This is a genomic window from Mesotoga sp. H07.pep.5.3, from assembly GCF_002752615.1.
In the GTDB taxonomy this organism is placed as follows: domain Bacteria; phylum Thermotogota; class Thermotogae; order Petrotogales; family Kosmotogaceae; genus Mesotoga; species Mesotoga prima.
Window position 1 is genome coordinate 55334 of record NZ_AYTV01000012.1, and the last position, 12853, is coordinate 68186.

Below are 12853 nucleotides of genomic sequence, written 5' to 3' on the forward strand. Positions count from 1 at the left end.
ATGGCGGGATTTTCCGCCAATTTTTTTTGAGAGGTGATGTAGTATCGCAAGAGGTGACTCAACTCCGAAGAACAACGAAATAATGACGAAGACGGTTAGACTTGTTGACATGAACGGCGAACAGCTTGGGGTAGTCCAGACGTCAGAAGCTTTGAGAATTGCCAGAGAAAAGGGACTGGATCTTGTTCTTGTAGCACCTGCGGCGAATCCGCCAGTTGCAAGGATCATGGATTATGGGAAGTACAAGTACGAAAAAGACAAGCGCAAGAAGGAAGCGAAGAAGAAAACTAAGCAGTCCCAGCTTAAAGAGATGAAATTCAGGATTAGAATCGATGAACACGATTTCCAGACCAAGACGAACAGGATCAAAGAGTTTCTTGAAAAGGGAAGCAAAGTAAGAGTGGTAATCATGTTCAGAGGAAGGGAAATTGTCTTTTCAGATAAAGGGAGAGAGATTCTCGAACGAGTTGCAGATCAGCTTCAGCAGATTTCCGATATCGATCGGCCTCCAAAGCTGGAGGGGAGAGATATGTGGATGATCCTTAAGCCAAAGACAACTCCTCAAGGAGGTAAAGATAATGGGCAACAAAGTAAAAATGAAGACTCATAAGGCAAGTGCCAAAAGGTATAAGGTGACCGGTAGTGGAAAGATCATGAGAAATCAGTCTGGAACTGGCCATAATACCGGTAAGAAGAGCGAAAGCAGCCGTCGTGAGGCCAGAAAGTGGAAACTGGTCGAGGGCGGATATGAGAAGAAAGTTAAGAAAAGCCTGGGCATTTGACCCTGTTGTGAGGTGAGATTTAGATGCGTGTAAAAGGTGGAGTAAACTCTAAGAAGAAAAAGCTGAGATATTTGAAAGCCGCTAAAGGATACAGAGGTGCCCTCAGTAGAAGGTACAGACTTGCAAAGCAGTACTACATAAGATCCGGAGTGTACGCGTACGCAGGAAGGAAAGTAAGAAAGAGAGATTTCAGGAAGCTCTGGATTACTAGAATAAATGCTGGCGCAAGAATCGCAGGAACTAAGTACAACGATCTGATTCATGGTTTGAAGATTGCAGGAGTAAACATAAACAGAAAAATGCTTGCCGATCTTGCAGTCAACGATTTTGGAACGTTCAAGGAGTATTGTGAAATCGCCAAATCGGCGTTGAATGGAAATTAAAAGGGGCTCAGGCCCTTTTTTTTTGAAGGGAGATGAAGGACGATGGAATACTCTGCAAGGAGAATAGGAAAGATGGCCTTCTATGCAAAGACTCCTTCTGGCCATGATATACATATGGATGCAAATGAAAGTTCTGGAGGCGATGGATCGGCGCCAGCTCCAATGGAGATGGTAATGGCCGCGCTGATGGGTTGCACTTCAATGGATGTAGTTTCGATTCTCTCCAAGATGAAGGTTACGGACTACGAGTACTGGATTTCTGCAAATTATGAGCATGCAAAGGAACATCCGAAAGTATTCACGAGCATCGAACTCGTATATCACTTCTCGGGTAAGAATCTACCGAAGGATAAGATAGAAAAGGCGGTTACCCTCTCTCAGGAAAGATACTGTTCTGTCTCGGCTATGCTTGGCAAAACGGCTGATATGTCAATGAGAATTGAATATGAAGGTGAAGAAAAGTGAATCCAAAAGAAATGGCAGAGAGAATGGAAACCATAAGAGACAACGTTAAGTCAATAAAGAATAAGATACTCGTTATGTCTGGAAAGGGGGGAGTTGGCAAGACGACGGTCGCGGTCAATCTAGCGCTAGCTTTGGCAGATGAAGGCTTCAAGACCGGTCTGATGGATATAGATCTCCATGGACCCAACGTAGCGAGGATGGTCGGTCTGAAAAAGCAGCCCGAAGTTGTAGAAGGACAGATTTTCCCTCCCGAGGCTCTGCCTAACCTGAAGGTTATTAGCATCTCAAGTTTCGTTGAAGAGGATGCTCCGGTGATTTGGCGTGGGCCGATGAAGACGACAGCGATCTACCAGTTTCTCGGGGATGTTATGTGGGGTGAACTAGACTTTCTCGTAATCGATTCTCCTCCAGGGACGGGAGACGAGCCGCTCACCGTTCTGCAGACTCTAACCGATCTTGTGGCCGTTGTAGTCACTACTCCCCAGGCAGTTGCCGTTCAGGACGTGAAGAGGGCGATTAATCTTGTCAAGACCATGCACAGAGATATTCTTGGAATTGTCGAGAATATGTCTTATTTGAGGTGCCCACACTGCGGAGAAGTGATAAGACTCTTTGGCGAGGGCGGAGGAAAGGATCTTGAAAATCTCTTCAAGATTCCGCTAATCGGTTCTCTTCCATTTGATCCCGCACTCGTAGGTTTTTCAGACACCGGGAAAAGCATTGTGACTAACATGAGAGGATCTGAGCTGGAAACCGCTTACCGGGAAACAGTGAGGGAGATAGTGAAAAGGGTGAAAGTTCAGTGAGTCATTTCAAAAGTTTGACACTTGAGTGGAGCGAAGACCGCCTGAAAATGATTGATCAGAGGAAGCTTCCTACGGCAGAAGAGTATGTAGAATGCAGGAACCATGAAGAAGTATATGTTGCGATAAGAGAAATGATAGTCAGAGGTGCTCCAGCAATAGGCGCCACTGCAGCCTTCGGTTATCTGCTAGGTGCACAGGAAGTACTGGATGCTTCCGATGAAGTCTTGTTGGATCACATGACAACTGTTAAGAAAAGGCTTTCCGAGAGTAGGCCCACTGCCGTGAACCTCTTTTGGGCCCTGGACAGAATGGAAAACGCTCTTAATTCTAACTGGGGTTTGGAAAGGAAGAAACTCATCGAGTCGCTCGAGCGAGCGGCCCTGAGTATTGCAAAAGAGGATATAGAAATCAATAAATCGTTAGGAAGAAATGGAGCAACGGTTGTGAGAGATGGAGATGGAATTTTAACTCACTGTAATGCCGGAGCTCTTGCAACAGTCGATTACGGCACGGCTCTCGGGGTAATGCGAGCTGCTGTGGAACAGGGTAAGAGAATCAAAATCTTCGCCGATGAAACTCGCCCTTATCTTCAGGGAGCGCGGTTGACGGCCTGGGAACTCATTAAATCAGGGATCGACGTGACACTAATATGTGACAACATGGCAGGATGGGTAATGAAGAAGGGATTCATTGACCTGGTTCTAGTCGGAGCAGATAGAATTGCAGCTAATGGCGATGCCGCGAATAAAATTGGGACGTATTCCGTTGCAATACTTGCCCAGAGGCATGGGATTCCTTTCTACATAGCTGCCCCACTGAGCACTGTGGATCTCACAACCGCTTCTGGAGAAGAAATACCGATAGAAGAGAGGAGCCATAGAGAGATAACTCACATAGGCAATCAACAAATTGCGCCGGAAGGCGTGAGGTGTTTGAATCCAGCATTTGATGTAACCCCATCGAGTTTGATAACAGGAATAATCACGGAAAAGGGAATTGCGAGGCCGCCATATGACGTATCGCTGAGAGGAATGTTTGAATAGAATCTGGAGGAGGTTATTTGGATGTGGGAATCTCTAGAGAAAACTGATAAACAAGTCTTCGACATAATGTTCAAAGAGCTTGAAAGACAGATAAACGGGCTTGAGTTGATCGCTTCAGAGAATTTTGTTTCCAGGGCTGTAATGGAAGCAATGGGATCGGTCATGACGAACAAATACGCAGAGGGTTATCCTTCCAGAAGGTATTACGGAGGATGTGTCTTCGTTGACGAAGTTGAAGATCTGGCGCGTGAGAGAGCCAAGAAACTTTTTGATGCAGGGTTTGTCAACGTCCAGCCCCATTCGGGTTCTCAGGCAAACATGGCTGCTTATCTGGCAGTTGCCAAGCCAGGCGATACGATTATGGGTATGTCTTTGAGCCACGGGGGCCACCTAACTCATGGATCTCCGGTCAATTTCTCCGGGAAACTCTTCAATGCAGTCTCTTATGGAGTCAATGAGGAAACCGAGGTAATCGACTATGATGAAGTGAGGAAAGTTGCTCTTGATGCTAAACCTTCTGTAATTGTTGCCGGCGGAAGCGCTTATTCCCGAATAATCGATTTCAAAAAATTCAGAGATATTGCCGACGAGGTACACGCCGTTCTGATGGTAGATATGGCCCACTTTGCCGGCCTTGTAGCCGCAGGACTTTACCCTAACCCCCTAGATTTTGCACATGTTGTGACGACTACGACGCACAAGACCCTGAGAGGGCCACGAGGGGGAATGATTCTCACAAATAACGAGGAGATCGCAAAGTCGGTTGACAAGATGGTGTTTCCGGGTACTCAAGGTGGCCCGCTCATGCATGTGATCGCATCAAAAGCAGTTTCGTTTGGCGAGGCTCTAAGAGACGAATTCAAGGCTTATCAGCAGAACATCATCTACAACACTCGCAGACTGGCGAAGTCGCTTGAGGAAAAAGGTCTTAGGATAGTATCTGGGGGTACAGACACACATCTGTTCCTCGTTGATCTGAATCCTATGAATGTTACTGGAAAAGCTGCGGAAAAGGCCCTGGAAAAAGCGGACATTACGGTCAACAAAAATACTATCCCAAAAGAAACCAGGTCACCTTTTGTCACCAGTGGAATAAGGATCGGAACTCCTGCGATTACTACAAGGGGTATGACTGAGAAAGAAATGCCCTTGATTGCCGATTTAATTATTCGAGTTCTAGAGAGCATAGAGGGAGAAAAGGGAGAGATCTCACAGACAAAAGTGAGAGAGATCAGTGAGGAAGTCAAGACGCTAACAAGCAAATTCCCACTCTATTCAGATCTGATTCACAGGAGTGATGCAGGTGTTTGACCAGCTTACGGTAGTCAACCATCCGCTTATTCAACATAAGCTTGGAATAATGAGAGATGATCAGACCGGTCCGAAGGAATTCAGGGAGCTCTTAAAAGAAATCACATTACTCCTTACTTACGAGGCGACGAGACATATACCGACGTACGATAAGGAAATCAAGACACCGCTGGTGAAGATGGTGGGCCAGTGTATAGAGGATAAGAAAGTGACGGTCGTTCCCATCCTCAGGGCCGGCCTGGGAATGGTGGAAGGAGTTCTTTCATTGATGCCCAACGCTTCGGTCGGATACATCGGAATATATAGAGATCCCGACACAATACAGCCGGTGGAGTACTATTCAAAGCTTCCGAGTGTTGATGAAAATACTCAGCTATTCGTTCTAGACCCTATGCTGGCAACGGGAGTGTCCTCATCGTGGGCTCTGAAAGTAGTGAAGAAAGCCGGGGCGAAACAAATCTCGCTAATGTGTCTCATCGCTGCTCCGGAGGGTGTAAGATTCATTGAGAAGAATCATCCCGACGTGAAGATCTTTACGGCGGCTCTCGACGAAAGACTCAACGACCATGCCTATATAATTCCGGGTCTAGGAGATGCCGGTGACAGACTTTACAGAACGAAGTAAGTTTAGGGCCCTGGTTCTTGGAGGTTACCTAGAGGATGTTGAAGTATCGGGCAGCGGTCACAAAGCCAGTATAGTCAAGACAGATGGAGGATCGGCATTCAATGTGGCAACCTCTCTTTTGTTACTCGGTGCTGAAGTCCTATTTTTGAGTTGTTTTGGTGTTTGCGATTCTGATCGGTGGTCTTTCAGATCAATCCCCGTTATGCCTGATTGTGCACACGGTATTTTTCTCTTCAGCGGTTCTGATGTCATTGCCGTGCAGAAACCTCAGCCTGTCGACGCAAATCAAGAGCTGGTAGGAATTCTGATCGATGAAGAGTACGATCTGCTCTACAGTACTCTGGAAATTGGTCAGCAAGCTGCATCAGTTATTAGTTCGGTGAAGTCGAGGATCAAAGTTGTTGATCCATCTCCCTTTCATGAGTTCAAAGGTCTCGATGGACTGGGGAAGTATGATTTTATTCTGGCAAATGAGTACATGTCATTTGAAAAAAGCGACAGGCGCCTGATTATAAAGGCTTCAGAAAAGGGCGTTTACTTTGCTGGTAAAGATTATTTGCCACCTGTGGTTGGGAAGAATCGTTTCGGAAGCGGGGATATATTTGGATCGGTTTTTTCGCTGCTACTCATGAATGGAGCATCTCCAGAAGAAGCTATTGGAGAAGCAGTAAAGGTAAGCGGAGAGTTTTGCTCACAGACCAGGTCGGTCGAGCAGTTTATGCTTGGGATAAGGAGCAGTCTTAATTACGTGATAAGGGGTTGAAGATATGTCCGGTAAGCTCACGGTCGTAGTGGGACCAATGTATTCGGGAAAGACCTCGACGCTTCTTTCCATGATTGAAATTTACACACTTGGAAAGAAGCGAATAAAGGTTTTCAAACCAGTAATAGACGACAGATACTCTTCTGATCATGTTGTAAGTCACTCCGGTCAGATGGCGGAAGCGATAAATGTTTACGATTCCTCCGAAATCAAGGAAATCGTGTCCAAGGAAAAGGGGAAACTCGACGCGATTTTTATTGATGAAATCAACTTTTTTGACGAAAACCTCCTTCGCATTGTAGAAGAGATAATCTTCAGTGGTGTAGATGTATTCTGTGTTGGTCTCGATTTAAGTTACAAGCACAGGCCTTTTGCCGTAACCGCGAATCTGATGGCTGCGGCAGACGAGGTGATAAAGAAGAAGGCTGTCTGTCACATATGCGGTGAGTACAATGCCACCGTTACTCACAGAATTTCAGGTCCAACTGACAGTGAAATAGATATAGGTGGTATGGAAAAATACATCGCGGTTTGTAGAGATTGTTACAAAAAACTGAATGCGAAAGACTGGGGCTAAGAAGCTATTTTCCTCTTTTGGTCTTTTTTATAGAATTCTCCGATGCCAAGATGGATGACTGACATTAATCCTTAGAAACACTTTCTTCGAAGATTCATAGATTAATTAAGTATATTGATACCTTCACGGTAACTAAAAATTAATATACTTGCCTGATAATCGCTGTTGTTGTTCAGATAAGTTCAACATACAAACGCTGGCCCGTTGTATACTTTTCAAGCTGCGGAGGTGTTCAGATGTTTGAGAATCTCCAGGAAAAGCTGGGCAGAGCTTTCAAGCTGCTAAGTGGAAAGGGAAGAATCTCTGAGAAGAATATAGAAGATGCTGTAAAGCAGGTCAAGTTGTCGCTTCTGGAGGCGGACGTCAACTATAAGGTTGTCAAGGAGTTTATAGGCGGCATCACTGAGAAGGCGCTTGGAGAAGAGGTACTGAAATCGTTCACGCCTGATCAGCAGTTTATAAAGATTGTCAGAGACGAACTGATCAAGATGCTTGGCGAGAAGTCGGTTCCGTTGAAGCTTTCTAGCCAGCCTTCGAAGATAATGATGGTGGGTCTTCAGGGAAGTGGGAAAACGACTACTACGGCCAAGCTGGGTACATTGTTGAGAAAGGAAGGCCGAAAACCTCTTCTTGTAGCTGCGGACGTGTACAGACCAGCGGCAATTGATCAGCTGATGCAACTTGGAAAACAGATTGATATGCCTGTTTTCACGGGCGACAGAAAGAATCCCGTAAAGATAGTTCAGGAAGCAATGCAGCAGGCGGTTAGGAACATAAATGATGTGGTGATTCTAGACACCGCGGGTAGACTTCACATAGACGATGCGATGATGAGAGAGTTGAAGGAAATCGTTTCCGCTGTTAAGCCCGATGAGATACTAATGGTTGTTGATGCCATGACTGGACAGGACGCCGTGAACTCAGCGAAGGCATTTAACGAAGCGCTCGAGCTTTCCGGGTTTGTTGTCACAAAACTTGATGGCGACGCGAGAGGCGGAGTAATTCTTTCAATAAGGCATGTAACGGGAAAACCCGTCAAGTTCATTGGAATCTCGGAAAAGCCCGACGGTATTGAGGCCTTTCATCCAGACAGAGTTGCAGGAAGAATACTGGGAATGGGCGATGTTTTGTCGCTCATCGATAAGCTACAGTATAACATTGACGAAGAAAAGGCCAAAGAAATGGAAGAGAAATTTCTCAAGAACAAATTTGATCTTGAGGACTTCCTTGATCAACTGAAAGAAGTAAAAAAGCTGGGGTCGATTGCAGACATCATGGAGATGATACCTGGCGCCCCTAAAGACGTTGATCTTGCAGGAAGCGAAAAGAGCATGAAGAGAACAGAGGCGATCATCCACTCCATGACATCTAAAGAGAGAAGGAATCCAAAGCTTCTGAACTATTCTAGAAAGCAAAGAGTAGCGAGAGGTAGCGGAACAACTATTCAGGATGTCAACAAACTCCTTAAGTCGTACGATCAGATGAGGAGTATGATGAAGCAGTTCGGAAGAAAAGGGAAACTACTTAAAGGTATGAAAGGATTTTCATTTTAGATAGTAGAGAATCAGGAGGTGCACGAAAAGAATGGTAAAGATTAGGCTTACAAGGATGGGTAGAAGGAACAGGCCGTTTTTCAGGCTTGTCGTAGTGGATTCACAAAAGCGTAGAGACGGGGCCTATATTGACTCTCTGGGATTCTATGATCCGATAAGAGATCCCGGCATTATGAGTGTCGATGTAGACAAGGCAGTTAGCTGGATAATGAAAGGTGCTCAGCCGACTGAGACCGCAAGATCGATTCTTGCAAGGTTCGGAGTTATGAAGAAGGTCCACGAGCTGAAGTATGTCAAGGAATCGGGAGAGAAAGCAGAGTAATGAAGGAAGTGCTAGAACATATTCTGAAGGGAATAGTGAGGGAGCCCGATCGGATAACCGTTACTGAAGCAGTAGACGAAAGCGGAAACATGGTCTTTGAAATCAGCGCTGCAGAGGAAGATGTCGGCCAAATAATTGGAAAAGACGGTAGAACTATCAAGTCAATCAATGTTCTCCTCAACGCACTCGCCGGATCATCAAAGGAGAGTTTTATCCTAAAGGTGGTAAGATGAGCGAACTGAAAGACAAGTCTTTGGAGGAAATGGTTCCAATCGGGAGAATAGTGAAGCCTCACGGACTTCGTGGCGAGATGAAGGTAAAAGTCGCTCTTGAAGATGAAACAGCTTTCAAAGAGATCCAGGAGGTTCTGCTTTATGATGAAAAGACCCGTTCGCGGTTTGTAACTTCAATCGATGGAGCCAGGAGAGCCACCAAAGGTTGGATCTTGCATTTCGAGGGAATAGACTCTATGGGTCAAGCAGAAAGGCTTGTAGGCTTCCATATATACGTTGAAGAACGTGTCTTGCCTGAGTTGAAACAGGGAGAGTATTATTACTTTCAGATTCTTGGGAGTAGTGTATTCGATGAGAACCGGCGTTTCATAGGAACTGTAAATGACATCATCGAAACTGGAGCAAATGATGTTATGGTGGTCGTTCGTGAAGAGGACTTGACTGTTCGTGAAGAGCTTATTCCAATAATTAGAGACTACATTCTCGAGCTCAATTTTAAAGATAAGACGATTGTTGCCAGATCTATGGAATTCGAAGAGGTCAAGCCCGAATGAAGATAGAGGTATTGACGATCTTTCCCCAGCTGTTTGAAACGGTCTTCAACTGGGGGGTAATATCAAGGGCTATTAAAAACGGCATAATTGCTTTTGAATCGGTCGATATAAGAGATTTCACCGATGATCGTCACAGAACAACCGATGACTACCCATTCGGAGGGGGGAGCGGCCTTGTAATGAAGGCCGAACCAATAATCAAAGCAGTTGCAAGTCGCTTTTCGGATGACAGCAAGCCCCACGTTGTCTATCCGTCTCCGCAGGGCAAGCTCTTTGACAACAAAAAAGCTCTTGAACTGAGTAAGCTTAGCCACATAGTTTTTGTTTGCGGGCGTTATGAGGGAATAGATGAAAGGGCAATGAGTTCCATTGACGAGGAGATTTCGATCGGTGATTTCGTACTCAGCGGTGGAGAAATCCCGGCACTGTTGATGATAGAAGTCATTTCAAGGTTTGTTCCAGGAGTTGTCGGTGATATGGAGTCGGTAATTAACGATTCTTTCTTCTCAGATCTTCTTGATTATGCTCATTATACGAGGCCCAGAGAAGTAAACGGCATGGAAGTGCCCGAAGTATTGCTCAGTGGGAACCATGAAATGATAGAGATTCATAGAAGAATGGAAAGTTTGCTCAGAACTATCGAAAGAAGGCCGGATATCTTTCTCAAGCATGATTTTGACCTGACTGACAAGAAAGCACTATTGTTGCTCTTCAAGGAGCTGAAAAAGGATGCTGAATAACATATATCTCGCTTTGATTCATTACCCTGTTTTGGGCAGACATGGAAATATCGTTTCCAGCGCAGTCACGAATCTGGATGTTCACGATATTTCCCGAACGTGCAGAACATACAATGTCAAGGGTTACTTCGTGGTAAGTAATCTCCCGGCTCAGAGAGAGATAGTAGATAACGTTCTAAATTACTGGCTTGAGGAGTTTGGAAGGGAATACAACCCCAGCAGAAGTGAAGCGCTTAAAGTAGTTGAGAGGGCATCATACATGGAAGATGTTCTAGAGCAAATAGAAGAAATCGAAGGACAGAGGCCCGACCTCGTTTTTACTTCGGCAAAGAGGGGAAAAGACAGAATCACTTTCGATGCCATGCGAAGGATAATTGTCAAAAGTGTAAAACCCCATCTTCTCCTCTTTGGAACAAGCTGGGGCTTACCCGGTGAAATTGAGAAGATTTGCGACTATGCTCTTGAACCGCTTAGAGCGAATTCGGATTTTAACCACCTCTCTGTGAGAGCAGCAGTTGCAATAGTTTTAGATAGATTAATTCATGAAGATACAGTAGAAGTTAGGAGGGATAAAGATGGATCAGTACATAAGATCTCTGGAAAATGAGCATTTGAGGGACGACCTGCCAAAGATGGGCCCGGGCGATACCGTCAGAGTAAGCGTTAGAATCAAAGAGGGCAACAAAGAAAGAATTCAGGCCTTTGAGGGAATTGTAATGGGAATAAGAGGGAGCGGGACGGGTAAGTCCTTTACAGTCAGAAGAGTAGGAGCCGCGGGTGTTGGTGTAGAAAGGATATTCCCGTTCACAAGCCCTTCTCTCGAGAAGATTGAAGTTCTTAGAAGGGGAAAGGTCAGAAGAGCGAAGATCTACTACATTAGAGACGTGAAGGGTAAGGTAAAGATAAAAGAGAAAAGGGACTGAGGCTAAGTGTCTGCCAAAAAGTCGAAAAAGGGTTCTGACAAGAAGGAATCGCGCTTTCTCCACGAAGTTAAGGAGTGGGGAAAGGCGATTCTTTATGCTGTCGTATTTGGTACGATTATTCGTTTGTTTGTTTTTGAGACAATGCTGGTTCCGACAGGTTCAATGATACCAACCATAAATCCTCCCGCCAGATTGTTTGTGGAGAAGATCACTTACGAATACAGAGAGCCTGATTACGGGGACATAGTGGTGTTCTGGACGCCTTATGTGGATATTGAGTCTCAGAAGTATCTCAGAGGGTTTGATAAATTCATGGATCTTTTTTCTCCAGCCAAGTACAGGGGTCATGTCAAATATGTAAAGCGATTGGTGGGAAAGGCTGGAGACGTTCTTGAACTCAGAAGAGCGCCTGATTATACTGCGGCGAATCCCGTATACCAGCTCTACGTAAATGGAGAGATTCCACCTGCACTTGAAGAAAGGCGTTATGTTAGAGAGGGAGTGTTTTACGATCCCAGCTTCTATTTAGGCTTGGCTCACCCCGACGATCCCTCGGTGAGATTCTCCCCTTATTACAGGCTTTATCAGGCCTATAAGGGGCTGATCGAATATACTGAGTTCTTCGAAACAGAGTTGGAGCCCCTCGGTCTGGAGAAGTACATCACTCAGGATCCGTCAACGGGAGTGGTAAGAGTTACCGTGCCGGAAGGGTTCCAATTTATGATGGGTGATAACTCAGCAAATAGCTTCGATAGCAGGTATTTTGGATTCGTTCCAGAGGAGGCAATAATCGGTAGTCCGATGTTGACTATATGGCCTTTTTCCGATTTCGGTCCGCTAAAGAAATAACCGGGGAAACCCCCGGTTTTGGCGGAGGCGGTGGGACTCGAACCCACAAGGGGCGTCAACCCCACCGATTTTCAAGACCGGCTCCTTAGCCAGTTAGGATACGCCTCCACTTAGCTGATTATACCTCTTTGAGACCACAGATTCAAGGGGTGTTTGATCTTGAGAGACGTTCAGAATGAGAAGGACAAGAGAAACATCAAAATCAACATGGTCGGGATAAAGTCAATTGAGTATCCCATAGTAGTACTAGACAGAAAATTCGGAACACAGAATACTGTGGGGAAATTCGATCTGTTTGTGGATCTTCCTAAGGATTTTCGTGGTACTCACATGTCAAGATTCGTAGAGGTCCTTGAGAGACACCACAAGAAAATCACTCCCAGAAGCATGGAGTCAATCTTGAATGACATGAGAGACTCCTTGAAAGCCGATGTGGCTCATATCAAGGTTGAGTTTCCTTACTTTATAAGAAAGAAAGCTCCAATAAGCGGGAGTGAGAGTTTCAGCTCATTCAAGTGTTCCTTCATTGCAATGAAGGATGGGACGTTTGATTTTGTCCTTGGAGTCAAGGTTCCGGTCATGACCGTCTGTCCTTGCTCAAAAGAGATTAGTGACAGAGGTGCTCACAATCAAAGGGCAGAGGTTTTTGTTTCCGTAAGAATGAATTCGCTTGTTTGGATTGAAGAAATCATCGAGTATGTCGAGAAATCCGCAAGTGCTCCAATCTTTTCTTTGCTCAAAAGAGAAGACGAGAAGTTCATCACCGAGCACTCTTTCGACAACCCCAGATTTGTGGAAGATCTTTCGCGAGAAGTCGTCTTACTTCTTCAAGATGATAGTCGGATCAACTGGTACAGAGTCGAAGCGATCAGTCAGGAGTCAATTCACAATCACGAAGCATACGCATGTATAGAAAAGGAATGA

19 protein-coding genes and 1 tRNA gene are annotated in these 12853 nt (G+C 45.3%); 19 read left to right on the forward strand and 1 reads right to left on the reverse strand.

Annotated elements, in window-relative coordinates:
* Positions 1-43: 43 nt before the first annotated feature.
* The 18 genes from infC to lepB all read left to right on the forward strand — a co-directional run bounded on the left by infC (position 44) and on the right by lepB (position 11929).
* Positions 44-610: a translation initiation factor IF-3 gene (gene infC / locus V513_RS03915; protein WP_257212000.1), complete on the forward strand. Its 567-nt coding sequence runs from the start codon at positions 44-46 to the stop codon at positions 608-610.
* The gene (rpmI, locus tag V513_RS03920; RefSeq protein ID WP_006491740.1) at positions 579-782 is read left to right on the forward strand and encodes a 50S ribosomal protein L35; all 204 of its coding nucleotides are present in this window, start codon (positions 579-581) and stop codon (positions 780-782) included. The genes infC and rpmI overlap by 32 nt, the downstream gene beginning before the upstream one ends.
* Positions 783-805: 23 nt before the next feature.
* Positions 806-1165: a 50S ribosomal protein L20 gene (gene rplT / locus V513_RS03925; protein ID WP_099771804.1), complete on the forward strand. Its 360-nt coding sequence runs from the start codon at positions 806-808 to the stop codon at positions 1163-1165.
* 42 nt (positions 1166-1207) lie between these two features.
* Complete coding sequence (locus tag V513_RS03930) at positions 1208-1630, forward strand: OsmC family protein (RefSeq protein ID WP_014730164.1); 423 nt, start codon at positions 1208-1210, stop codon at positions 1628-1630.
* Positions 1627-2436 (forward strand): Mrp/NBP35 family ATP-binding protein, encoded by an 810-nt coding sequence (locus V513_RS03935; protein WP_099771805.1) that lies wholly within the window; start codon positions 1627-1629, stop codon positions 2434-2436. Before V513_RS03930 ends, V513_RS03935 begins: the two co-directional genes overlap by 4 nt.
* A complete protein-coding gene (mtnA, locus tag V513_RS03940) occupies positions 2433-3479 on the forward strand; it encodes an S-methyl-5-thioribose-1-phosphate isomerase (RefSeq protein WP_099771806.1) in 1047 nt (348 codons plus the stop codon). Before V513_RS03935 ends, mtnA begins: the two co-directional genes overlap by 4 nt.
* A gap of 21 nt (positions 3480-3500) precedes the next feature.
* Complete coding sequence (gene glyA / locus V513_RS03945; RefSeq protein ID WP_099771807.1) at positions 3501-4790, forward strand: serine hydroxymethyltransferase; 1290 nt, start codon at positions 3501-3503, stop codon at positions 4788-4790.
* Complete coding sequence (gene upp, locus V513_RS03950) at positions 4777-5415, forward strand: uracil phosphoribosyltransferase (RefSeq protein ID WP_041928061.1); 639 nt, start codon at positions 4777-4779, stop codon at positions 5413-5415. Before glyA ends, upp begins: the two co-directional genes overlap by 14 nt.
* Positions 5384-6178, forward strand: a complete 795-nt coding sequence (locus V513_RS03955) for a carbohydrate kinase (protein ID WP_099771808.1) — start codon at positions 5384-5386, stop codon at positions 6176-6178. Before upp ends, V513_RS03955 begins: the two co-directional genes overlap by 32 nt.
* 4 nt (positions 6179-6182) lie before the next feature.
* Complete coding sequence (locus tag V513_RS03960; RefSeq protein ID WP_014730169.1) at positions 6183-6755, forward strand: thymidine kinase; 573 nt, start codon at positions 6183-6185, stop codon at positions 6753-6755.
* Positions 6756-6991: 236 nt separating this feature from the next.
* On the forward strand, positions 6992-8308 hold the full coding sequence (gene ffh, locus V513_RS03965) for a signal recognition particle protein (RefSeq protein WP_014730170.1): 1317 nt from the start codon (positions 6992-6994) through the stop codon (positions 8306-8308).
* 31 nt (positions 8309-8339) lie between these two features.
* Entirely contained in the window at positions 8340-8630 is a 291-nt protein-coding gene (gene rpsP, locus V513_RS03970; RefSeq protein WP_006491752.1) for a 30S ribosomal protein S16, read from the forward strand.
* Positions 8630-8863, forward strand: a complete 234-nt coding sequence (locus tag V513_RS03975; RefSeq protein WP_099771809.1) for a KH domain-containing protein — start codon at positions 8630-8632, stop codon at positions 8861-8863. The genes rpsP and V513_RS03975 overlap by 1 nt, the downstream gene beginning before the upstream one ends.
* Positions 8860-9417, forward strand: coding sequence for a ribosome maturation factor RimM (gene rimM / locus V513_RS03980; RefSeq protein WP_099771810.1), 558 nt, complete (start codon positions 8860-8862; stop codon positions 9415-9417). The genes V513_RS03975 and rimM overlap by 4 nt, the downstream gene beginning before the upstream one ends.
* Positions 9414-10157 (forward strand): tRNA (guanosine(37)-N1)-methyltransferase TrmD, encoded by a 744-nt coding sequence (gene trmD, locus V513_RS03985; RefSeq protein WP_014730172.1) that lies wholly within the window; start codon positions 9414-9416, stop codon positions 10155-10157. Before rimM ends, trmD begins: the two co-directional genes overlap by 4 nt.
* The gene (locus tag V513_RS03990; protein WP_099771811.1) at positions 10147-10764 is read left to right on the forward strand and encodes an RNA methyltransferase; all 618 of its coding nucleotides are present in this window, start codon (positions 10147-10149) and stop codon (positions 10762-10764) included. Before trmD ends, V513_RS03990 begins: the two co-directional genes overlap by 11 nt.
* The gene (rplS, locus tag V513_RS03995; protein ID WP_006491761.1) at positions 10733-11080 is read left to right on the forward strand and encodes a 50S ribosomal protein L19; all 348 of its coding nucleotides are present in this window, start codon (positions 10733-10735) and stop codon (positions 11078-11080) included. Before V513_RS03990 ends, rplS begins: the two co-directional genes overlap by 32 nt.
* Positions 11081-11086: 6 nt before the next feature.
* The gene (gene lepB / locus V513_RS04000) at positions 11087-11929 is read left to right on the forward strand and encodes a signal peptidase I (protein ID WP_014730174.1); all 843 of its coding nucleotides are present in this window, start codon (positions 11087-11089) and stop codon (positions 11927-11929) included.
* A gap of 19 nt (positions 11930-11948) precedes the next feature.
* Here the strand turns inward: lepB and V513_RS04005 are convergent.
* A tRNA-Ser gene (locus V513_RS04005) sits at positions 11949-12037 on the reverse strand.
* A 45-nt stretch (positions 12038-12082) separates the two neighbouring features.
* On the opposite strand from V513_RS04005, the gene folE2 reads away from it, so the two are divergent.
* Entirely contained in the window at positions 12083-12853 is a 771-nt protein-coding gene (folE2, locus tag V513_RS04010) for a GTP cyclohydrolase FolE2 (protein ID WP_006491763.1), read from the forward strand.

Excerpts from the sequence above, each read along its gene's own strand:
- ffh (WP_014730170.1), top strand. The coding sequence starts at position 6,992 with ATGTTTGAGAATCTCCAGGAAAAGCTGGGCAGAGCTTTCAAGCTGCTA.
- V513_RS03960 (WP_014730169.1), top strand. The coding sequence starts at position 6,183 with ATGTCCGGTAAGCTCACGGTCGTAGTGGGACCAATGTATTCGGGAAAG.
- trmD (WP_014730172.1), top strand. The coding sequence starts at position 9,414 with ATGAAGATAGAGGTATTGACGATCTTTCCCCAGCTGTTTGAAACGGTC.
- V513_RS03955 (WP_099771808.1), top strand. The coding sequence starts at position 5,384 with ATGCCGGTGACAGACTTTACAGAACGAAGTAAGTTTAGGGCCCTGGTT.
- rpmI (WP_006491740.1), top strand. The coding sequence starts at position 579 with ATGGGCAACAAAGTAAAAATGAAGACTCATAAGGCAAGTGCCAAAAGG.
- rpsP (WP_006491752.1), top strand. The coding sequence starts at position 8,340 with ATGGTAAAGATTAGGCTTACAAGGATGGGTAGAAGGAACAGGCCGTTT.
- glyA (WP_099771807.1), top strand. The coding sequence starts at position 3,501 with ATGTGGGAATCTCTAGAGAAAACTGATAAACAAGTCTTCGACATAATG.
- upp (WP_041928061.1), top strand. The coding sequence starts at position 4,777 with ATGCAGGTGTTTGACCAGCTTACGGTAGTCAACCATCCGCTTATTCAA.
- V513_RS03930 (WP_014730164.1), top strand. The coding sequence starts at position 1,208 with ATGGAATACTCTGCAAGGAGAATAGGAAAGATGGCCTTCTATGCAAAG.
- rplS (WP_006491761.1), top strand. The coding sequence starts at position 10,733 with ATGGATCAGTACATAAGATCTCTGGAAAATGAGCATTTGAGGGACGAC.
- V513_RS03975 (WP_099771809.1), top strand. The coding sequence starts at position 8,630 with ATGAAGGAAGTGCTAGAACATATTCTGAAGGGAATAGTGAGGGAGCCC.
- rimM (WP_099771810.1), top strand. The coding sequence starts at position 8,860 with ATGAGCGAACTGAAAGACAAGTCTTTGGAGGAAATGGTTCCAATCGGG.
- V513_RS03990 (WP_099771811.1), top strand. The coding sequence starts at position 10,147 with ATGCTGAATAACATATATCTCGCTTTGATTCATTACCCTGTTTTGGGC.
- rplT (WP_099771804.1), top strand. The coding sequence starts at position 806 with ATGCGTGTAAAAGGTGGAGTAAACTCTAAGAAGAAAAAGCTGAGATAT.